This window comes from Streptomyces sp. NPDC093018 (assembly GCF_040684035.1).
GTDB lineage: Bacteria > Actinomycetota > Actinomycetes > Streptomycetales > Streptomycetaceae > Streptomyces > Streptomyces murinus.
Map to the genome: position 1 here is coordinate 75,179 of NZ_JBFBFF010000001.1, position 19,577 is coordinate 94,755.

The following is a 19,577-nucleotide window of genomic DNA, read 5'->3' on the forward strand; positions in this document are numbered from 1 at the left end:
CCTGGGCCTGGAGCCCCTCGGACACGAAGCCCCCGTCCGTCATGTCACCCCGGACGCACGCCCGTTGACCTGCGCCGGGATCCTGCGCACCGGCCGCCGCACCGATCAGGGCTTCTCCACCACGAAGCCCTCGATGTAGAGACGGTCCAGGGAGGTGCGCAGGAACGTGTCGATCGCCGTCCCCGGATCCATGATCAGGGGCTGCCCCTTCACATTGAACGAGGTGTTCACGACACACCCCGTGCCGGTCCGCTCCTTGACGGCCCGCAGCAGGGTCCAGAAGACGCTGTTTTACTCCTCGCGCACGTCCTGGATGCGGGCCGTGCCGTCCGCGTGCACGATGCCGGACACCGCGGCGCGCTGCTCGTCCCGTACCCCGGCGGTGCAGAGCATGTAGCGGGTCGGCGCGAGGGCCCGGGTCGTGAAGATCCGGTCCCGGTCCTCGGCGAGCACCGCGGGGGCGAAGGGCCGGAACGGCTCCCGGAACTTCACGAGGCTGTTGATGCGCTCCTTGATCCGCTCCCCCCTGGGCAGCCCGAGGATGGACCGGTTGCCGAGGGCGCGGGGCCCGAACTCCATCCGCCCGTGGAACCAGGCGATGATCCGGTCCTCCGCGAGATCCCGGGCGGCCGCCGCGTAGTACTCGGGAGTGAGCCCGGCGTACCTCCAGGTGACGCCGTCCGCCCGCTCGTCCAGGGCACCGCGCACCTCGTCGGCGGTGTACGACGGCCCGGTGTACGGCTGGAATCCCGCCGCGTCCCCGACGTACCGGCCGCCCAGCCGGTGGCTGATGTGCAGGGCCGCCCCGAGCGCCGTCCCGTCGTCCCCGGACGCCGGCTGGGTGAAGGCCCGCTCGACCGCAGGCAGATCGCAGATCGACTGGTTCGCCCGGCAGTTGAGGAAGGTGCCGCCCGCCAGGCAGAGCGAGGTCTCGCCGGTGCGCTCCAGCCAGTGCGAGACCAGGGCGACCAGTACCTGGGTGAGACGGGCCTGGAGGGCGGCCGCGAAATCGGCGTGCGCGGGTACGACCTCACCGCTCTGCGTGGGCGGCGGGAAGGCGGCCTCGGCCAGGTACCGCATGGCCCTCGGATAGCCCGACTCGGGTTGCCGCAAGGCCCCGTTGGGCCAGTCGACCGCGAGGGAGCCGGTGGCGGCGTCGAAGGTGACCAGCCGCTCGAAGAACGCACGGTAGGGCTCCGGATCGCCGTAGGCGGCGAGCCCCATCACCTTGTACTCGTCCGAGTTGGAGGCGAAGCCGAGGAACCGGGTGCAGATGGAGTACAGAAAGCCCAGGGACTGCGAGATCGGCTGACTGTGCAGCTTCTTCAACTCCCCTGCACGGGCCTGGTAGACGGAGAGCGACTCCGTCTCGCCCATGCCGTCCGACACCACGCACAGGGCGGAGTCGAAGCCGCTCGGGTAGTAGGCGGAGGCCGCGTGCGCGAGATGGTGGTCGACCGGGCGGAAGCGGTCCGCCACGTCCGTCCAACCCGCCTTGCCAGACCCTCCACCTCGCCGCGCCGCTGCGGGCCACCGCCCTGCGCGTCGTGGGGGCCGGCTCGGGCGGCACGGTCAGCGAGATCCTGACCCTGGAGCACGAGGACGCCACGACCCCCGTCCGCGTCCGCCTCAGCGACTTCCTCTCCCGGGAGCCCGCCTTCGAGGACACCTGCTTCGCCCACAGCTCCTTCCTCTACGACGTCGGCGGCCGCCCCGAGCCCGGCGCCGAACCCCGCCTGTGGCAGGCCGAGTCGGTGCTGAGCCCCCCGGCGCGCTGCGCCCGCATCACCCTCCCGGTCAACCCCGACATGCACATCATGGGCCTGTGGCTGCTGCCGGCCCGCCCCGAGCGGACGGAACAGCCATGAGATGCCTCTACCTCACCCAGGAGCTCGCCCCCTACTTCGTGGAGGGCGGCCTCGGCCAGACCGCCATGGCCCTCCCACGCGCCCTGGAACAGGACCTGGGCATCGTCCATGACCTGGTCGTCCCGTACTACCCCTGGCTCGTCGAGCGGCACGGCCTGGGACCGAGACCGTGTGGCGGTGCCCGTCGCTGCCGGTCGCCGGGGTGGACTCACCCGCCCGCGTCGAACGGCTCCTCGGCCGCGACGGCCAGGGCGAGGTGTTCCTGCTGCGCGCCGACCACTGGTACGACCGCCCCGGCCTCTACCGCGACGCGCACTACGTGGAGTTCACGGACGCCACCGCACGGGCCGCCTTCTACGGCGCCTGCGTCGCCCGCTGGCTCGCCGACTCGGGCCGCCGCTACGACGTCGTCCACGGCAACGACTGGCAGTCCGGCCCCGCCCTGGCCCAGCTGCGCACCCTGCGTGGTACGGCCCCGGCGCCCGTGCTCCTCGCCAATGTGCACAGCGCGTGGTACACCGGCCGCGTCGAGCCCGCCGACATCGGCGAGTTGGCCCTTCCCGCCGCCTGGCAGAGCGCGCTGGCGGACCACGGCGAGGAGGCGAGCCTGCTGCTGCTCGGACTGCTCGCCGCCGACACCGCGACGACGGGCAGCCCCACCTACGCCACGGAACTCCTCGCCCAGCTGGCGGGCACGGCCATCGGCGCCGCGCTGGAGCGGCTCCCGCTGACCGGGATCGTCGCCGGCATCGACACCCGGCTGTGGCAGCCCGCCGCGACCGGCCGCGTGACCAGCCCCTACACACCGGACACGGTCGATGAGGGCAAACGCGCCAACAAGCTTCTGCTGCAACGGCGCCTCGGCCTCAAGGAGGACCCGGACGCCGCGCTGTTCGGCGTGTGCACCCGTATCGTCCCCGAAAAGGGCGTCGACCTCCTCATCGAGGCCGCCACCGAGCTGACCCGCGACCATTCCGCGCAACTGGTCGTCGTCGGCCAGGGCGACGCCGCCCTCGTCACCGGGCTGGGAGCACTCGCCCGGACCCGGCCCGCCGCCGTCGCCCACGTCCCGCGCTTCGACCAGGACTCCGCCTGGCTCACCTACGCGGGCTCCGACTTCACCGTGATGCCCTCCCGCGTCGAGCCCTGCGGCCTCAACCAGCTCATCGCCATGACCTACGGCTGCCTGCCCGTGGCCAGTGCGGTCGGCGGACTGTGCGACACGGTCACGGACCTCGCCGCGGACCCGGCCCACGGCACCGGATTCACCCTGGCAGAGCTGACCGCCGACGGGCTCCGCGACACCATGCTCCGGGCCATGGACTGGCTCGCCGGGCCGCGCGCCGAGGTGACCGCGGGGCGCCGCCGGGCCATGGCCCGCGACTGGTCCTGGTCACGGGCCGCCCGGGACACGGCCGCGCTCTACACCCGCCGACCGTGACCCATCGCGCCCGCCCTCCACCTCTTCCACCGCCGCCTCCTCCCTCTCACCACCGCCACCAGACATGCGAACGGGGTTCCCCACTCATGGCCGAAGCCTTCGACCGGCAGACCGAGATCACGTCCTATCTCTCCCGGATGCAAGAGGCCCTCGCCAGGGTGTCCACCACCGATCTGACCTGGCTCGCGGAGACCTTCGAGCAGGCATACCTGGCCGGACGCACCCTGTTCGTCTGCGGCAACGGCGGCAGCGCCGCCACCGCCTCGCATCTCGCCGTCGACCTCTCCAAGAACACCAGGACCACCGGCCGGCCCCCGGTGCGCACGGTCTCCCTCGTCGACCACGTCCCCGCGCTGACCGCGTGGGCCAACGACTTCGGCTACGACCAGGTCTTCGCGGGCCAGCTCGCGGGCCTCGCCCGGCCCGGCGACCTGGTCGTCGGCATCAGCACCAGCGGCAACTCGCCCAATGTGCTGGAGGCGCTGCGCTACGGCCGGGCCAACGGCCTGATCACCGTGGGCCTGCTCGGACCCGACGGGGGCCTCGCACGCGAACTGTGCGACGCCTACGTCCTCGCGCCCGCCGACTCGATCGAGGAACAGGAGGACATCCATATGTCCCTCGCCCATATCCTCACCCGCCACATGCGGGCGTTCGTGGGCGCCTCCACCGCCGAGCTGACCGGCGCGACAACAGCCCGGGTTCGGTAAGGCACTATCCTCAACTCCAGCCTTTGTGCGGGGCGTTGAGGACCACGACGCCGCACTCCCGAGCCCCTTCGCGCACCCGGTGACCGCGGCCCGCCCCCTTTTGTCCGTCCAGTCCTCCCCCCACGGCCCCGCAATGGAGAGACCACACATGTTCGCCCCGTACCGCAGACTGTTCTCCGCCAAGGGGAGCGTCGGCTTCACCACCACCGGCTTCCTGGCCCGGCTCGCCCTGTCCATGTCCGGCGTCGGCACCGTGGTGATGGTCGCCGCCATGCGCCACTCCTATGCGCTGGCCGGCGCCGTGGGCGGCTCGTCCCTCGCCGCCACCCTGATCACCATCCCGCTCCTCGGCCGCCTCGTCGACCGCTACGGCCAGTCCCGTACGGCCATCCCCGCGGCCATCTGGTCGGCCGCCATGTCGGCCGCCCTGGTCATCTGCCTCGCCACCGACGCACCGACCTGGACCCTGTTCGTCACCAACGTGCTGTCCGCCACCGCGCCGAACGTCGGCGGCATGGCCCGCGCCCGCTGGGCCGAGCTCTACGGCAATGACGACGAACGCATGCATGTGGCCAACTCGTTCGAGCAGGTCCTGGACGAGATGTGCTTCGTCCTCGGCCCCATCATCGTGGTCGGCCTGGCCACCGGCATCGCCCCCGAGGCGGGCCGGATCGCACCGCTGATCCTGACCCTGGGCGGCACCGTCCTCTTCTCCCTCCAGCGCGGCACCGAACCGCCGGTCCAGCCCGCCGACCCCTCGGCCTCCCGCTCCCCGCTCACCAACCGGGGCCTGCAGGTGATGATGCTCGTCTTCCTCTTCACCGGCTCCCTGTTCGGCTCCCTCGAAGTCGTCACGATCGCGTTCACCGACTCCCTGCACCACAAGTCCTCGGCCGGTCTGGTCCTGGCCCTCCAGGCGGTCGGCTCCGCGCTCGCGGGCCTGCTGTTCGGCATGCTCACCCTGCGCGGCTCCAGCACCACCCGCTTCCTGATGGGCGTCGGCGGCATGGCCGTACTGATGCTCCCGCTGACCCTCGCCAGTGGCCTGTGGTCCCTTGTGCCGCTGATGTTCATCGCGGGCATGGCCACCTCGCCGACCATGATCACCGGCATGGGCCTGGTCCAGGAACTGATCCCGCGCTCCCAGATCAACGAGGGCATGACCCTGGCCGTGACCAGCCTCCTCGGCGGCTCCTCCCTCGGCAGCATGCTCGCGGGCTGGTCCGTGGAGCGCTTCGACGCCGGGAACAGCTACCTGCTCCCGGTCAGTGCCGCCACCCTGGCCCTGCTGACCGCGGCCGCCGGCCTCGGCCGCCTCCGCAAAAGCGTCACCGCCACCCAGACCCCGGCCCTCACCAAGGACACGGCGGAACTCGGGCAGCAGGTGTGAGACGGGGGCGCGGGCCCGGCCGTGATCGGTGGACCCGCGCCCGTCCCGTGATCGGCTCCCCGAGGGACGTCAGGACGCCCCGCGGATCTCCAGCAGGATGTGCTCCAGCGTCTCCGTACCCTCCAGGAAGCTGTGCCGGCGCAGGACTTTCAGCCGGCGGTCGTGCGCCGTGGCCAGGGCGGTCAGGCGGGGGAGGTCGCCGCGGTCGCTGAACTGGAGGAGGGCCTTGCCGCCGGGGGCGAGCCGCAGGGGGGCCTCCACCAGGTAGCGCTCATGGGCGCGGTAGCCGGTGTCGATGTAGGCGCGCTCGTGGTCGCTGCGATAGCGGTAGTCGTCCGGGGCCAGCACGAAGTTGGAGTGCCAGTACACGCAGTCGAAACGCTCGCCGTCGTCGAGCGCGGCGAACAGGTCGCTGTGTACGGCCCGCAGCCGGTCGCCGACACCGTGGCGCCCGGCGTTGCGGCGGGTGTTCTCCACGGCGCGCGCGTTGATGTCCGTGGCCACCACCCGTGCGGCGCCCCGGAGCGTGGCCATGACCGCGATGATCCCGGTGCCTGAGCCGACCTCCAGGAACGAACCGCCGGCCCGCAGCAGGGGCGCCTCGGTGCCGGTCAGGCCGAGGATGTCCATCGCCGTCTCGGTTGTCCTGGAGAAGGGCGGCGCGAAGACATCGTCGAGCAGGTCCCATTCGAGGCCCGCCATGGTGAAGGTGTCCGGACGGTCCGGTCGGCTCGAAGCCGCGCGGCTTCGTTCGAGGGATCGCTCGTAGCTGGTGCGCTCCGTCATCTGGGTTCCTTCCCCCGGCAGTTCGTCCCGGGTCATGACAGCACGGACGGGGGAGACACGGACGAGGTGCTCGCCCACACCGAATGATTTCGGCCGCACGGGCGGGTGTTCGAAGGCTGGAGAACGGTGGTACGGGCGTCGGCGCGGCTAGGCCGTAACGCTCTCGGTACGGGTGTAGGTGCGCACCAGCGCCAGGGACGCGAGCACCGCGAGGCACAGTAACGGCAGGCTGTACGCGTACACCGTGCCCGCGAGCCGTCCGGCCGGGAAGAAGACCAGGCCCGCGCAGCTCAGGCCCAGGGACCCGGACAGCTGCTGGATCGCGGGCAGGGCACCGGAGGCCGCGCCCCGCAGGTCCGGCCGGATTCCGTCGAGCGTGTCCGCGAACACCCGGGCCACGAAGGCGCCGTAGCCGATCCCGGCCGTAAGGAGCGCGGGGCTCAGCGCGACCGGCGGGACCCGGGGGAGCAGTACGGCGACCACGAGCAGGCTCGCCGCGACCAGGGCGGCGGCGTACACACTGTGCCGGGGGGAGCGGGCCCGGCGCCCCGCGAGGGTGGAGCCGGCGATCGCGCCCACCGCCCAGGGGATCTGGAGCAGCCCGGCGCGCAGCGGGCTGAGCTCCCGGACCGTCTGCAGCCACTGGCTGAACAGGAAGAAGAACGGGGTGACCGCGAGGAAGAACGCCGCCGCGGTCGTGCTCCCCGCACGGAACCTCGGCCCGCGCCACAGCTCCAGGGGCAGGGTGACGGGACGTCCGTGCCGCTCCTGGAACACGAGGGCGCACACCACCACCGCGGCGCCGACCGCCCCGCACAGCCAGGGCAGGACGCCCCCGACGGTGCGGGCCAGCGAGATCGCCAGGACGAGGCCCAGCACCCCGGCGGCCAGCCCGGCCGCGGTCGACCAGCCCACCCGCTGCTCCGGGTCGCGTGCGAGCACCGGCACACAGCGGGGGAGGGCCCCCAGCACCGCGGCCCCGACCGGGACGTTGACCGCGAAGATCGCCCGCCAGCCGAGGCCGGCCACGTCCGACTCGCTGAGCAGCGCGCCCAGCACCGGACCCAGGACCGAGGCGAGGCCCATCGTGGCGCCGTACCAGCCGAGGGCGCGGCGATGGGCCGGGCCCTGCCACAGGGCGGAGATCGCGAACAGGGCCTGCGGGACCATCACCCCGGCGCCGACGCCCTGGATCAGCCGCATGCCGATGAGCACGTCGACCGTCGGCGCAAGGCCGCAGCCCGCCGAGGCCAGCGTGAACAGCGCGACACCGAGGGCGAACACCCGCCGGGGACCGTGCCGGTGGCCCAGCCGCCCGGCCGGCAGCAGCGTCGCGGCGAGCGCGGCGGTGTAGACGGCCGAGACGAGGACCAGCCGGCCGCTGCCCGCGTCCAGGTCGGCTCCGATGGCGGGCGCGGCGACATTGACGATCGTCGTGTCCAGCAGCTGAATGAACGTGGAGGCGAGCAGGACCGTAAGAGCCAGGGGGCGGGAGGTGGTGGGCACGTTCCTACCTGATCATCCGGGCGGCGGTGACGTCCCGTGAATCGGCGCGGGGCCTCAGAAAGTGACCGGAAGCCCCTCGGTGCGCAGCGTGATGTGGCCACCGATCCACTTGACCTCCTCCGGGTCCACCGCGAGCCGCAGACCGGGCAGCCTGCGCGCCAACGTGCCGAAGGCGACCTGGAGTTCCATCCGGGCCACACCCGCGCCGGGGCAGTGATGAGGGCCGTAGCCGAACACCAGATGGCGGTTGTCCGCGCGGGTGATGTCGAACCGCTCCGGCTCCGCGAACTGCCGCTCGTCCCGCGAGGAGGCGTGCATCAGCGGGATGACCCCCTCGCCCCTGCCGATCGAGGTGCCCGCCAGCTCCACGTCCTCCAACGCCACGCGCAGCAGGCCCACATCGGACGGCGGGGCGTACCGGAAGACCTCCTCCACGGCGGGCTCGGTCAGCTCGTCCGGGCGGGCGGTGAGCAGCTCCCACTGGTCCCGGTGCCGCAGCAGCTGGAAGACGCCCCGGCCGATCGTGTTCACCGTGGTGTCATGACCGGCCAGCAGCAACTCGGCGCCCAGCCAGGACAGTTCGGCCTCGGACAGCCGGTCGTCGGCGTCCCGGGCCTGGACCAGGGCGCTGAGCAGATCGTGCCGGGGCTCGGCCCGGCGCGCGGCCACCAGCTCCCGGACGTACGCGGTCATCGCCTCCCGCGTGGCCAGCCGCCGCTCATTGGGCCCGACGCTCATCAGCGTCTCGGTCCAGGTCTTGATCCGGTCCCGGTCCGCCAGCGGCGCCCCGACGATCTCGCAGACCACCCAGATCGGCAGCACCGTGCAGAACTCGTGGTAGATGTCGACCGGTTGGGGCAGCGCCGCCACCCGGTCGATCAGCTCGTCGGTGATCTCCTGCACCCGGGCCCGCAGTTCCTCGGCCCGGCGCGGTGCGAACGCGCCCGCGATCAGCCGGCGCAGCCGGGCGTGGTCGGCGCCGTCGAGGTTGAAGATGCTGTACGGGTTGTCGCCGAAGTCCGGGCCCTTCACCATCCGGGGCGCGCCCGGTGTGCGCAGCGCGGCCCGGGACAGCCGGCGGTCCGTGAGCGCCGTGACCACCTCGTCGTAGCCGCTCACCACCCACGCCTCGTCGCCGCTGGGCAGCGTCACCCGGCTGACCGGGCACGCGGACCGCAGCCCGGACAGCTCGGTGGGCGGCTCGCCCAGCGGGCCGGGCGGGAACGGGAAGGCGGTCGGGTCCTGCGCACTGCTGCTCATGGAGACTCCCCCTCAGCCGGGCGTCCCTGCGGGCACCCCGTCGGTTGCCCCCAGTCTGCGGGCGCCCGGCCGGGCCGGTCTTCGGGTCTGGGACGGGGATGGCCCGCCGCCGGGCCGTACCGGCGGACGGGCCGCTTCCCCGCCCCGCGGCCAGGTCACCGGGTGGGGCGCGCTCACTAGGCTCACCGTGACCATCCGTCCCCGGCGATCCAGAGGCCCGTCATCGTGCGTTACGGGGTCAACCTTCCGCTGCCCGGCGTCCCCCTGTCCGACCACGCGCCCGTGCTGCGCGAACTGCCCGGCCTGGGCTACACCGATCTGTGGACGGGCGAGGCGGCGGGACACGACGGGTTCACCCCGCTGGCCCTCGCCGCCGCCTGGGTGCCCGGAATGCGCCTGGGCACGGCGGTGGTGCCCGCGTTCACCCGAGGCCCGGCGCTGCTCGCGATGACCGCGGCCACCCTGGCGGAGGCCGCGCGCGGGGACGTGGTCGTCGGCATCGGCTCCTCGGGGCCGCCGTTCGTCGACCGGATCAACGGCATCTCCTCCGCCGAGCCGTACCGGCGGGTGCGGGACACGGCACGCTTTCTGCGCGAGGCCTTCGACGGGCGTACGGTACGGGGCCGCTTCGACAGCTTCACCATCGACGGGTTCCGGCTGCCGCGGCCGCCCGCACCCCGGCCCAAGGTGATGATCGGCGCCCTGCGGCCCGGCATGCTGCGGCTCGCGGCCCAGGAGTCCGACGGGGCGATCACCAACTTCCTCGCGGTCGAGGACGTACCCGTGGTGGCGGACGCGCTGGGGCCCGAACGGCCGGACCGGGAACTCGTCGCCCGCCTGTACGTGTGCCCGACCCGCGACCGGACGTACGCGCGCAGGATCGGCCGCCGGATGCTGGTGGGCATCCTCAACGCGCGGACGTACGCCGCCTTCCACGCCTGGCTCGGCCGGGCGGACGTCCTCGACGCCAGTTGGCGGGCCTGGGCCGAGGGCGACCCGGAGCGCGCGGCGGCCGCCGTACCGGACGAGCTGGTGGACGACCTGCTGATCCACGGGGACCCGGAGGAGTGCCGTGCGCACATCGCCCGCTTCGTCGCGGCCGGCATCGACACACCGTTCCTCCATCTGCTGCCCGCGCCCGAGACGGGCACCGGACCGCAGGGGGCGCTGACCGCGCTGCGCGCCCTCGCGCCCGCCCGGTGACGGGGCAAGAGCCCGATACGCCGCGTCACAAGCCCGCTGTACGCAGAATTCGACCGAGAACGACACGGAGAGGGGGAGGGGCGTCGGGCTCGGCCCGGCGGCCCCGACAGCCATGAAGGCGATCGCATACACCCGCAGGGGCGGACCGGACGTACTGGAACTGGTCGAACGGCCGATACCCGGACCGGGGCCCGGCGAGGTGCGGGTACGGGTCCGCGTCTCGGGCGTCAACCCGACCGACTGGAAGGCCCGCGGCGGCGGCCCGACCGACTGGAAGGGCGCGGCCCCCGGCCAGGCCCTGCCCGCCCCGCAGGTCCCCCACCAGGACGGCGCCGGTCTGGTCGACGCCGTCGGCGAGGGCGTCGACGCGGGGCTGCTGGGCCGCCGGGTCTGGATCTGGGAGGCCGCCTGGATGCGCCCCGACGGCACCGCGCAGGAATACGTCGTGCTGCCCGCGGCCCAGGCCGTGCCGCTGCCCGATCACGCCTCCTACGACCTCGGCGCCTGCCTGGGCATCCCCGGCTTCACCGCCCACCGCGCCCTCACCCTGCCCGGCAGCGGACCCGAGCGGCTGGGCCCCGGCACCTGGGACGGCCGTACGGTCCTGGTGGCGGGCGGCGCCGGCGCGGTGGGCAACGCGGCGATCCAGCTGGCCCGTTGGTCCGGTGCCACGGTGATCACCACCGTCAGCAGCCCGGAGAAGGCCCGGCTGGCCCGCGCCGCCGGGGCCGAGCACGTGGTCGACTACCGCGCCGAGGACGCCGCCTCCGCCATTCGGGCCGTCGCGCCCCGGGGGGTGGACCTGGTCGTCGAGGTCGCGCCCGCGGTGAACGCGGAGCTGGACCAGGCGGTGCTCGCCTTCGGCGGCACGGTCGTCTACTACTCCAACGACGGCGGCAACACCCTCACCCTGCCGGTCTTCGACCAGTTCATCGCGGGCACCCGCTGGCAGGGCCTGCTGGTGTACGCCGTTCCGCCGAAGGCCAAGGCCCAGGCGGTGGCCGACCTCACCGCGGCCGTCGGGGCCGGTGCCCTGCGGGTGGGGGAGGCGGCCGGGCTGCCGCTGCACCGCTACCCGCTGGAGAAGACGGCCGAGGCCCAACGGGCCGTGCAGGACGGCACGATCGGGCGGGTCCTGGTGGACATCGGGGAGTTCTGAGCGCACATGCGAAGAAGCGGGGCGCCGGAATCCCGGCGCCCCGCTCCCGTTTTCGTCTCCGCTCTCGCGTCAGGCGATCAGAGCCACTCCTCCAGCACCGCCCAGAAGCCGGTGAAGTCCTCGTTGTGCACGACGTGCCCGGTGTCCGGCACAGCCCGCACGGTGAAGCCCCGCTCGCCCAACTTCCGGGCCCACGGCGGCGGGACGTTGTGGCTCGGGTCGGCGAGGACGATCAGGGAGGGCACCTCGGGCGCCGGCGGATCGTAGCCGCCGAAGCCGTCGAACGCGTCGAGGGTCGCCGGGTCCCAGCGGCGCAGCGCGGCCGACTTGTGCTCCCGCGCCCGCGGCTCCCAGCGTGCCAGCGAGGACTGGATCCGCTCCTCGCTCCAGTCCTTCTGGACGCGCAGCGCGTCCGTCATCACCTTGGCCGTCGCCTCGTCGGGCGGCGCCGCCCACGCCGGATCCACATGGACCACGCGCCGTGGCCGCAGCCGGTCCAGCGCACCGGCCAGCAGCAGGGCGCCCAGCGAGTGGCCGAGAGCCAGATCGGGCCGCTCGGGCAGGGCCTCGGCGATCGCGTCCGTCATCGCGTCGAGGCCGTACGCGTCCCAGCGCGGGCTGCGGCCGTGGCCCGGCAGGTCGACCGCGACGACGCGATAGCCCTGCCGGACGAGTTCCGGTGCCGTACGCCACCAGCTGTTCGTGTCGGCGGTGATGCCGTGCACCAGGACGGCGGTGCGGTCACCGTCGCCCCACTGTTCGATGTGCAGCTGTGCCATCGAGGGTTCGTTCCTTCCGCTCACGGGTTTCACAGCACGACCCGGACGCCGTACTCCCTTAGCCACTGGTCGAGTTGGATGAGCCGGGGCAGCCAGGGCGGCGGGGTGAAGTCACCGCTGAACCAGGCGTCGCTGTCCACCATGGCCCGCACGGCGGGCACATCGACCAGGTCGAGGACCGGCGCGGCGGGGTCGGCGACGATGGTCCGCACGGTACGGCGGATCGCGTCGAGGTAGGCGGGGCTGTGCCCGAACGGGAAGCCGCTCTTGGGCCGCCGCACCACCTCGTCCGGCAGTAGATCCGCGACCGCCTGGCGCAGCAGGCCCTTCTCCTGGCCGCCGGTCCGCTTGAACTCCCAGGGCACGTTCCACAGGTACTCGACCAGCCGGTGGTCGCAGAACGGCACCCGTACCTCAAGGCCGTTGGCCATGCTCATCCGGTCCTTGCGGTCCAGCAGGAAGGGCAGGAAGCGGGTGATCTGGAGGTGGAACACCTCGCGCATCCGCCGGTCCGCGCCGCTCTCGCCGTCGAGCCGGGGCACCTCGGCGAGCGCCGTGCGGTAGGCGTCGGCGACATAGGCGTCCAGGTCCAGCGCCTCGCGCAGCTGCGGCGAGAGCTGGGCGTTGCGGTCCTTGACCCCGGCCGACCAGGGGAAGTTGTCCGTGGGGCGCTCCGCCTCGGCGCGGAACCAGGGGTAGCCGCCGAAGAAGTCGTCGGCGCCCTCCCCGGACAGGGCCACGGCGGCGTGCCGGCGCACCTCGCGGAAGAGCAGCAGCAGGGACACATCGAGGTCGCCGACCCCGGGCATGTCCCGGGCGCGCAGTGCCGGGCCCAACTCGCCCACCAGGGACGTCGTTTCGACCGAGACATCGGTGTGGTCCGTGCCCACATGGCCCGCGACCGCCCGGACGAACGGTGCGTCCCTGCTGACATGCAGGGCGTCCGGCTTGAAGTCGGTCTCGCTGCCGGTGAAGTCCAGCGCGTAGGTGGCGAGCCGGCCGCCGCCGTCCTCGGCGAGGCGCCGCGCGGCGAGGGCCACGATGGCGCTGGAGTCGATGCCGCCGGACAGCAGCGCGATCAGCGGCACATCGGACTCCAGCTGGGAGCCGACCGCGTCCCCCAGCAGCCGCCGCACCTCGGCGACGGTGGTGGGCAGGTCGTCGGTGTGCGGGGCGGTGGTCAGCTCCCAATAGCGCCGGTGACGCACGCCGTCGCGGTCCACCCGTACGACATGGCCGGGGCGTACCTCGTCCAGGCCCCGGTAGACGCCCTGGCCCGGGGGCTTGATCGCCACCGTGAACAGGGCGGCCAGGCCCTCGGCATCGACCTCCGCGGGCACCTCCGGATGGGCCAGGACCGCCTTGGGCTCGGAGCCGAAGATCACTCCGCTGCCACGCCGGGTCCAGTACAGGGGCTTGATGCCGAGCCGGTCGCGCACCAGCAGCAGGGTCTCGGTGCGGGTGTCCCACAGCGCGAAGGCGTACATGCCGACGAGCCGGTCGAAGGCCCCCTCGCCCCATTCGAGATAGGCCCGCAGCACCACCTCGGTGTCGGACCTGCCGCGGAACGCGTGCCCGCGCCGGGCGAGTTCGGCGCGCAGCTCGCCGTGGTTGTACACCTCGCCGCTGAAGACGAGGACGGCCGGCGGCGCCGGGTCGGCCGGGCCCGCGGGGGTCATCGGCTGGCCCCCGGTCGCCAGGTCGATCAGGGCGAGCCGCCGGTGTCCCAGCGCGGCGTGCGGGGAGAGCCAGACGCCCGCGCCGTCCGGGCCGCGCGGGGCCATCGTGGCGGCCATCGCGGTCAGCAGCGGGCCCTGGCCCGACAGATCGCGGGTGTGGTCGACCCATCCGGTGATGCCGCACATCAGCGAGTTCCTTCCGGCGCGTCGGAGTCCGTCTCCAGCTGGCGCAGGGACTCGGCGACCACGGCGTTGATCGGCTCCGGCAGGCGCGCCCAGTTGCGCTCGTCGTTGAGGTCCAGGACCCGGGACAGCTTCCAGCCGAGGTACTGGCCGAGGGAGGCGAGCGGGGGCAGGGTCTCCACGGGGCGCACGGACACCGCGAGACCGGGGAACAGCGGCGCGAGTCGCCGCGCCACCACCGCGTTCCAGGCCTCGTCCGGAGTGCCGTCCGTGGTCACCAGCAGGACCACACCGCGGTCGCGCACCACCAGCATGTAGTTGAAGACGGTGTGTCCGGGCAGCTCCGTGGACCACAGGGCCGCCTCCAGGTCGTTCTGGCGCACCCCGTTGCCGGAGAGCGCCACGACGTCCTGCTCCCGGCCGAGCGTGCGCAGCACCGGGGTGCGCACCCCGCAGGCGCACTCCTCGCCGGTGATCTCCACACGGTCGCCGGTGCGGTAGCGCAGCAGCGGCCGGGCCGGCAGGTCCAGGGTGGTCACCACGAGTTCACCGCGGTCGGCGGACCCGTCGACCGGCCGGATGCCGGTGTCGTCGCGCAGCTCCAGCAGATAACTCTGGGTCTGGAGATGCAGATTGCGCTCCCGGCAGGTGACCGCCGTCGTGCCGGTCTCCGAGGAGCCGTACGAGCAGACGTAGGCGGTGCCGCCGGTCAGCCGTTCCAGGTGGCGTACGAAACTCGGTCCGGTCTGTTCGGCCATGAGCAGCAGCCGGTCGAAGCGCGGGGCCGAAAGGCCGCTCCGGTGGGCGAACTGGATCATCTCCAGCAGCCGGGAGGGCGGGCCCACGAACACATTGGCGTTCAGGGACTCGATCAGGCGCAGCACCCTGCCGTAGTCGCCGGTGATGTTGTCCACCCAGGGGCGGAACGACATCACTCCCACGTACTCCAGCACCTTCTCGAACTGGTAGGCGGCGGGCGCGAACGGGGCGTTGATCAGGATCAGGGCGACATCGCGCGGCTGGAGGAACTGGGCCCACAGTTCACCGATGTTGATGGTGTTGATCACGAGGTCGTCGACGGCCTTGGGCGCGGCGACCGGGTTGCCGGTGGTGCCGGAGGACTCGTAGTAGTGCAGGAATTCGGCGAGTGGCCGGGTGAAGGCCTCCTCGCCGTGCGCGGACAGCTCGGCCTTGCCGAGCAGCGGGAGCCGTGGGAAGAGCTCCCCCAACACCGCGCGCGGATCGCGGAGTTCGGCCGTCGGCCAGTCGGCTCGCACCGAGGCGTCGGCGGTGTGCCGGTACAGGGCGCTGCCCGCGGCGTGGCCGAGGGCCCGTGCGAGCTTGGCCGCGTGCACCGCCGTGAGGTCTCCGGTGCCCGCGTGGGTCTCCCGGACGAGGCGGGTGTGCTCCTCGACCAGCTTTCCGACCGCCGTGTTCTGCTCGCGGTCACGCAGCAACAACATCTGCCAGCCCCCTGCCTGTGACGAAGTCGGAGTCGGCGAGGCCGGCGGCGCGCCGCACGGCCCCGCTCTCGATCAGCCCGATCACCGCCGCGATGTCGCCGTCGAGACGGCGGTCGCGGCTGACGAACGCGGAGTGCTCGCGCAGCAGCGCGTGCACGGCGCGGGTCGCGGGCGCGCAGTACTCGATCCCGCGCAGCTCCACCGCCTGCGCGAGCGCCAGCAGATGGATCGCCGCCACCTCGCGCACCAGGACGTTCACGGTGCGCGCGTCCCGGGCCGCGATGGTGCCCATGCTGACCTTGTCCTGGTTGTGCGCCTCCGTGGAGCGGGAGAAGACGGAGGCGGGCCCGGTCTGCTTGAGGGCCTCCGCGGTGACCGCGGACGCCGCGATCTGCATCCCCTTGAACCCGTGGTGCAGTCCGGCCTGCGGATCGTCGGCCGAGCGCGGCACGATCAGGTTCGGCGGCAGCCCGCCGTTGAACTTCTCGTCCACGACCAGCGCGAGTTGCCGGTCCATCAGATCGGCGAGCCCGGCCACGGAGACCTTCAGGCTGTCCATGGCGTGCCCGACGTGCCCCGCGTAGAAGTTCCCGCCCAGGTGCAGCCGGGACTCCTCGGTGTCGAAGAGCGGATTGTCGCTGGAGGAGTTGATCTCGGTCTCCAGCCAGCGGTCCACCCAGTCGAGCATGTCCCGCACGATGCCGGCGATCTGCGGGGCGCAGCGCACCGAGTACTTGTCCTGGATCCGGTCGTCGAGTTGCAGATAGCCGCGCCCGGCCAGCGGTTCCCGGCGCGTCAGGATGTCCTCGAAGGAGGTCGCGAGGCCGGATCCGGAAAGGAGCGCGCGGATCGTACGGGCGCTTTCGATCTGTCCCGGATGTGGTTTGTTCGCGTGCACGAACGGGTGCATCGCCGAGATGTTGCCGCGCAGCGATTCCAGGGTCATCGCGGTGGCCACATCGGCGACGAAGGCCAGTTCGCGGGCGTCCCAGGCGGCCAGTACGCCGAACGCGGCGGTGAACGACGTGCCGTTGATGAGGGCGATGCCCTCCTTCGGTTCGAGCGACAGTGGCCGGATCCCGGCGTCGAGCAGCGCGTCCAGGGCCGGGCGCACCTCGCCCCGGTGCCTGACGTCGCCCTCGCCGATCAGCGCGGCGGCCAGATAGCACAGCGGGACCAGATCGCCGCTGGCGCCGAGCGAGCCCCGCTCGGGGATCATCGGCAGGATGTCCGCGGCCAGGCAGTCCAGCAGCGTCCGCACCACCTCGGGGCGCACCGCCGAGGGCCCGCGGGACAGGGCGTTCGCCCGGATCAGCATGGTGGCCCGTGCCACCTCGTCCGGCGCGGCGGGACCCACCCCGTTCAGGTGGTACAGCACCAGGTGCCGTTGCAGATCATGGGCCTTGTCCCCGGAGATCTGCCGGATGCAGCTGTCCCCGAACCCGGTGGTCACGCCGTAGATGGGGATGTCCTGCGCGAGCAGCGAGTCCTTCAGGGCGACCGACGCCCGCATCCGCTCGACGGCCCCCGCGGCGGGTTCCGCCCGTGCTGTGCCGGCGGCGCCGCGCGCGAGCGCCGCCACCTGGGTGGGGGTGAGCGAACCACCGTCCAGTGTGAGCGTCGTACTGCTGGCCTTGCCCGGTGTACCCGACACGTGCGACCCCCGTGTGATGACGACAGGCCCTCACCCTCGGCCACCGGACGTTCCCCCGCCTTCCGCCCGACGACGGGTTTTCCACCCTGTCCGCAGGGACGGTTTCCTTATTTGCGCACATCGGCTTCGGCTCTCAATGTCAAGATATGCGACGCGTATTTAGCTGTTTCTTTGTCAGTAACGTTCTGGACAGTCGTCCACGTGTTCGCGTAGGCTCGATGCCGGTCAGAGGACTGCTGTTTGACGTTCAATTGACTGCCGGGGTGTTTACCGAAACAGCGTGATTCATCACACATGCTGCGGCGTGCACACGGAGACGGGGGGCTTGTTGACATGGAGTGTCGTAGTGGTCCGGTGAGTGCGGTCCGGGGGGCCGGAAGAGCCGCAAGAGCACCTTTCCTTTAGGGGTAAGGGATTTACGGATGCATACCGCTTCCCACGAAGAAGCGCGCGTGCCAAGGAATCTTTAACTCAATTCTCGCGCCCGTGGACACGATTCATGACGGGACAAGGACAGGACTCCATGCTCTTGCACAAAGCACTGCCCGAAACCGAACGAACCGATGACGAGAACACTTCCGCGCGCAAAGAAGTCAAGGTGGCGGTCCTGGCCAGCCGGGCACTGACGCGCATCGCGCTTCGCACCGTCATGGCGCAGTCCCCCGGAGTGGAGATAGTCGCCGAGGCGACCACTCCCTTTCAGCTGAACCACGCCGTCGCCGTCAAACGCCCGCAGGCCCTGCTGCTCGACGACGCCGATCCCGCCTGGGACACCGCGGAGGTGCTGCGCGGACTGCGGGAGAACGCCGGCCGCCGGGTGGGCGTGGTGATCCTCGCCGACGCCGGCGCGCTGGACGACGCGCTGGCCTATCTGTGCGACGGCGCCGACGGAGTGGTGCTGAACGACGACGCGCCGGCCGAGGTGGCCACCGCGATCCGGGCGGTCGCGGCGGGACACGCCGTGGTGCCCCCGCCGCTCGCGCGCCGGCTCGTCGACCTCGTCGGGGTGCGCAGGCCGGCGATGCCCGCCCAGGACCAGATGGCCGCGCTGACCGCGCGCGAGCAGGAGATCTTCGAGCTGGTCATCAAGGGCATGTCGAACCAGGAGGTCGCGGAGACCCTCGTGCTCAGCGAGCGGACCATCAAGTTCCATGTCTCCAACCTGCTGCGCAAACTCGGGGTGCGGAACCGCACGCAGGCCATCGTCTACGCGCGGGACCGCCGTCTGCTGCCGGGCCCCGCTCCGTGCGTCAATCCGTGAGGATGCGCAGCTCGGCCAGGGACCGCCGGCAGCGCTCGATGGCATCCGTGGTGTCGTCGCCCCTGCTCGCCACATGACCGAGCCCGTCCCACTGCCCGTCGAAGGACCGGACCACATCGCCCGGACCCACCCACAGGTCGACGCCCACCGTGTCCGGCTTGGCCAGTATCTCGTCCAGACCCCGGACCTCCCGCACCTTCCCGGGCTCCGTCACGATGAGCCAACTCGCCGCGCCGCCACGGGGCTTCGGCCGCTCCGCCACCGCCTGCGCCACGCCCAGCGGCCAGCTGAAGGCCAGCTCCTGGAGGTCGAGGCCGTAGACCGTGCCGATCAGCTGGTTGAGCAGCGCCCCGCCGACCCGGGCCTGGGTCTCGATGAGCACGGGGCCCTCGGGGGTCAGCTTGAACTCGGTGTGCGTGGCGCCGTCGCGGTAGCCCAGCGCGTCCAGGACGGCCGCCGTCACCCGCACCACGTCGGCCTCCACGGCCGGGCTCACGCGCGCCGGAATGGCATGGCCGACATGGACGTGGTTGCTCTCCTCCGTGATGGCCTCGGTGACGGTCGCGACCACATGGTGCCCGTCGAAGCTGAACGCCTCGGCGCTGCACAGCGGCCCGTCGATGTACTCCTCCATGATGAACTCGCCCAGGTCGTAGGCGTGGACGAGCGGATGGTCGGAGGCGCGCAGCCGGCCGATCTCCGCCCAGGCCGCCGCCGTCAGCTCGGGAGCGTCCACCTTCAGCACCCCGAAACTCGCCGTGCCGCAGGTCGGCTTCACGATGAACGGGTAGCCGTGCGCGGCACCGAAGTCCCGCAGGCTCCGCTCGTCCTCGACCAGCGCGCAGGCGACCAGCCGGATCCCGGGCGCCGCCGCCTCCGCCAGCCGCCGCCGCATCAGGTACTTGTCGGTGAACCGGTGCGCGACCTCGAATCCGGTACCGGCCAGGCCCAGTTGGTCGTTGACCCGGGCGGCGGGGTCGAGGCCGGGCTCGGTCAGGGACACCACGGCGTCGAACGGCCTTACCGCGTGCGCCTCCTGGGCCAGTCGGCGCAGCGTCTCCACGTCCGCGTAGTCGGCGTGGACGACCTCGACGCCGTCCCCGGTGTCGACCGGTCCGGTCTCGTCCGGCAGCCGGACCCAGAGGATGTCGGCACCGCTGGCCCGTGCCTTGGACAGATGGGTGGCGGAACCGCCCACGAGAAGCAGGCGCTTGGCTGGCGTCATGGGATGTGTC

The 19,577-nt window shown here is 72.3% G+C and carries 15 protein-coding genes and 1 pseudogene; 7 read left to right on the top strand and 9 right to left on the bottom strand.

Annotation, left to right across the window (positions count from 1 at the left end; all coding sequences use genetic code 11):
• Window positions 1-105 precede the first annotated feature (105 nt).
• Window positions 106-1,479 (bottom strand): annotated as a pseudogene (locus tag AB0N90_RS00330) (carbamoyltransferase C-terminal domain-containing protein).
• A 68-nt stretch (window positions 1,480-1,547) separates the two neighbouring features.
• Between AB0N90_RS00330 and AB0N90_RS00335 the strand changes: the two are divergent.
• The 4 genes from AB0N90_RS00335 to AB0N90_RS00350 all read left to right on the top strand — a co-directional run bounded on the left by AB0N90_RS00335 (window position 1,548) and on the right by AB0N90_RS00350 (window position 5,409).
• Window positions 1,548-1,868: a hypothetical protein gene (locus AB0N90_RS00335; RefSeq protein WP_365192039.1), complete on the top strand. Its 321-nt coding sequence runs from the start codon at window positions 1,548-1,550 to the stop codon at window positions 1,866-1,868.
• A 202-nt stretch (window positions 1,869-2,070) separates the two neighbouring features.
• Window positions 2,071-3,309, top strand: a complete 1,239-nt coding sequence (locus AB0N90_RS00340; RefSeq protein ID WP_365192040.1) for a glycogen/starch synthase — start codon at window positions 2,071-2,073, stop codon at window positions 3,307-3,309.
• Window positions 3,310-3,395: 86 nt separating this feature from the next.
• Complete coding sequence (locus tag AB0N90_RS00345) at window positions 3,396-4,019, top strand: SIS domain-containing protein (RefSeq protein WP_361669395.1); 624 nt, start codon at window positions 3,396-3,398, stop codon at window positions 4,017-4,019.
• A 148-nt stretch (window positions 4,020-4,167) separates the two neighbouring features.
• Window positions 4,168-5,409, top strand: a complete 1,242-nt coding sequence (locus AB0N90_RS00350; protein ID WP_365192041.1) for an MFS transporter — start codon at window positions 4,168-4,170, stop codon at window positions 5,407-5,409.
• Window positions 5,410-5,478: 69 nt separating this feature from the next.
• Here AB0N90_RS00350 and AB0N90_RS00355 read toward each other — a convergent pair whose 3' ends face one another.
• From AB0N90_RS00355 to AB0N90_RS00365, 3 genes are all read right to left on the bottom strand, one after another.
• Window positions 5,479-6,195: a methyltransferase domain-containing protein gene (locus tag AB0N90_RS00355; RefSeq protein WP_365192042.1), complete on the bottom strand. Its 717-nt coding sequence runs from the start codon at window positions 6,193-6,195 to the stop codon at window positions 5,479-5,481.
• Window positions 6,196-6,342: 147 nt separating this feature from the next.
• Window positions 6,343-7,701: an MFS transporter gene (locus AB0N90_RS00360; protein WP_365192043.1), complete on the bottom strand. Its 1,359-nt coding sequence runs from the start codon at window positions 7,699-7,701 to the stop codon at window positions 6,343-6,345.
• Between the two features lie 54 nt (window positions 7,702-7,755).
• A complete protein-coding gene (locus AB0N90_RS00365) occupies window positions 7,756-8,961 on the bottom strand; it encodes a cytochrome P450 (RefSeq protein WP_365192044.1) in 1,206 nt (401 codons plus the stop codon).
• A gap of 225 nt (window positions 8,962-9,186) precedes the next feature.
• Here AB0N90_RS00365 and AB0N90_RS00370 point away from each other — a divergent pair, with 225 nt between their 5' ends.
• Both AB0N90_RS00370 and AB0N90_RS00375 read left to right on the top strand, forming a co-directional pair.
• On the top strand, window positions 9,187-10,164 hold the full coding sequence (locus AB0N90_RS00370; RefSeq protein WP_365192045.1) for an LLM class F420-dependent oxidoreductase: 978 nt from the start codon (window positions 9,187-9,189) through the stop codon (window positions 10,162-10,164).
• Window positions 10,165-10,276: 112 nt separating this feature from the next.
• Entirely contained in the window at window positions 10,277-11,323 is a 1,047-nt protein-coding gene (locus tag AB0N90_RS00375) for an NADPH:quinone reductase (RefSeq protein ID WP_365192046.1), read from the top strand.
• A gap of 77 nt (window positions 11,324-11,400) precedes the next feature.
• On the opposite strand, the gene AB0N90_RS00380 is transcribed toward AB0N90_RS00375, so the two are convergent.
• From AB0N90_RS00380 to AB0N90_RS00395, 4 genes are read right to left on the bottom strand one after another with little or no spacing between them, the layout of a single operon-like run.
• Window positions 11,401-12,102 (bottom strand): alpha/beta fold hydrolase, encoded by a 702-nt coding sequence (locus tag AB0N90_RS00380; protein WP_365192047.1) that lies wholly within the window; start codon window positions 12,100-12,102, stop codon window positions 11,401-11,403.
• A gap of 29 nt (window positions 12,103-12,131) precedes the next feature.
• Window positions 12,132-13,967, bottom strand: coding sequence for an asparagine synthase (glutamine-hydrolyzing) (gene asnB / locus AB0N90_RS00385; RefSeq protein ID WP_365192048.1), 1,836 nt, complete (start codon window positions 13,965-13,967; stop codon window positions 12,132-12,134).
• On the bottom strand, window positions 13,967-15,427 hold the full coding sequence (locus AB0N90_RS00390; RefSeq protein ID WP_365192049.1) for an AMP-binding protein: 1,461 nt from the start codon (window positions 15,425-15,427) through the stop codon (window positions 13,967-13,969). Before AB0N90_RS00390 ends, asnB begins: the two co-directional genes overlap by 1 nt.
• A complete protein-coding gene (locus AB0N90_RS00395) occupies window positions 15,411-17,081 on the bottom strand; it encodes an aromatic amino acid ammonia-lyase (protein WP_365192050.1) in 1,671 nt (556 codons plus the stop codon). Before AB0N90_RS00395 ends, AB0N90_RS00390 begins: the two co-directional genes overlap by 17 nt.
• A gap of 523 nt (window positions 17,082-17,604) precedes the next feature.
• On the opposite strand from AB0N90_RS00395, the gene AB0N90_RS00400 reads away from it, so the two are divergent.
• Window positions 17,605-18,342: a response regulator transcription factor gene (locus tag AB0N90_RS00400; protein WP_361669420.1), complete on the top strand. Its 738-nt coding sequence runs from the start codon at window positions 17,605-17,607 to the stop codon at window positions 18,340-18,342.
• On the opposite strand, the gene AB0N90_RS00405 is transcribed toward AB0N90_RS00400, so the two are convergent.
• Window positions 18,332-19,567, bottom strand: coding sequence for an ATP-grasp domain-containing protein (locus tag AB0N90_RS00405; protein ID WP_365192051.1), 1,236 nt, complete (start codon window positions 19,565-19,567; stop codon window positions 18,332-18,334). The genes AB0N90_RS00400 and AB0N90_RS00405 overlap by 11 nt on opposite strands.
• Window positions 19,568-19,577: the final 10 nt, after the last annotated feature.

Excerpts from the sequence above, each read along its gene's own strand:
- AB0N90_RS00345 (WP_361669395.1), top strand. The coding sequence starts at position 3,396 with ATGGCCGAAGCCTTCGACCGGCAGACCGAGATCACGTCCTATCTCTCC.
- AB0N90_RS00350 (WP_365192041.1), top strand. The coding sequence starts at position 4,168 with ATGTTCGCCCCGTACCGCAGACTGTTCTCCGCCAAGGGGAGCGTCGGC.
- AB0N90_RS00355 (WP_365192042.1), bottom strand. The coding sequence starts at position 6,195 with ATGACGGAGCGCACCAGCTACGAGCGATCCCTCGAACGAAGCCGCGCG.
- AB0N90_RS00365 (WP_365192044.1), bottom strand. The coding sequence starts at position 8,961 with ATGAGCAGCAGTGCGCAGGACCCGACCGCCTTCCCGTTCCCGCCCGGC.
- AB0N90_RS00375 (WP_365192046.1), top strand. The coding sequence starts at position 10,277 with ATGAAGGCGATCGCATACACCCGCAGGGGCGGACCGGACGTACTGGAA.
- AB0N90_RS00380 (WP_365192047.1), bottom strand. The coding sequence starts at position 12,102 with ATGGCACAGCTGCACATCGAACAGTGGGGCGACGGTGACCGCACCGCC.
- asnB (WP_365192048.1), bottom strand. The coding sequence starts at position 13,967 with ATGTGCGGCATCACCGGATGGGTCGACCACACCCGCGATCTGTCGGGC.
- AB0N90_RS00390 (WP_365192049.1), bottom strand. The coding sequence starts at position 15,427 with ATGTTGTTGCTGCGTGACCGCGAGCAGAACACGGCGGTCGGAAAGCTG.
- AB0N90_RS00400 (WP_361669420.1), top strand. The coding sequence starts at position 17,605 with ATGCTCTTGCACAAAGCACTGCCCGAAACCGAACGAACCGATGACGAG.
- AB0N90_RS00405 (WP_365192051.1), bottom strand. The coding sequence starts at position 19,567 with ATGACGCCAGCCAAGCGCCTGCTTCTCGTGGGCGGTTCCGCCACCCAT.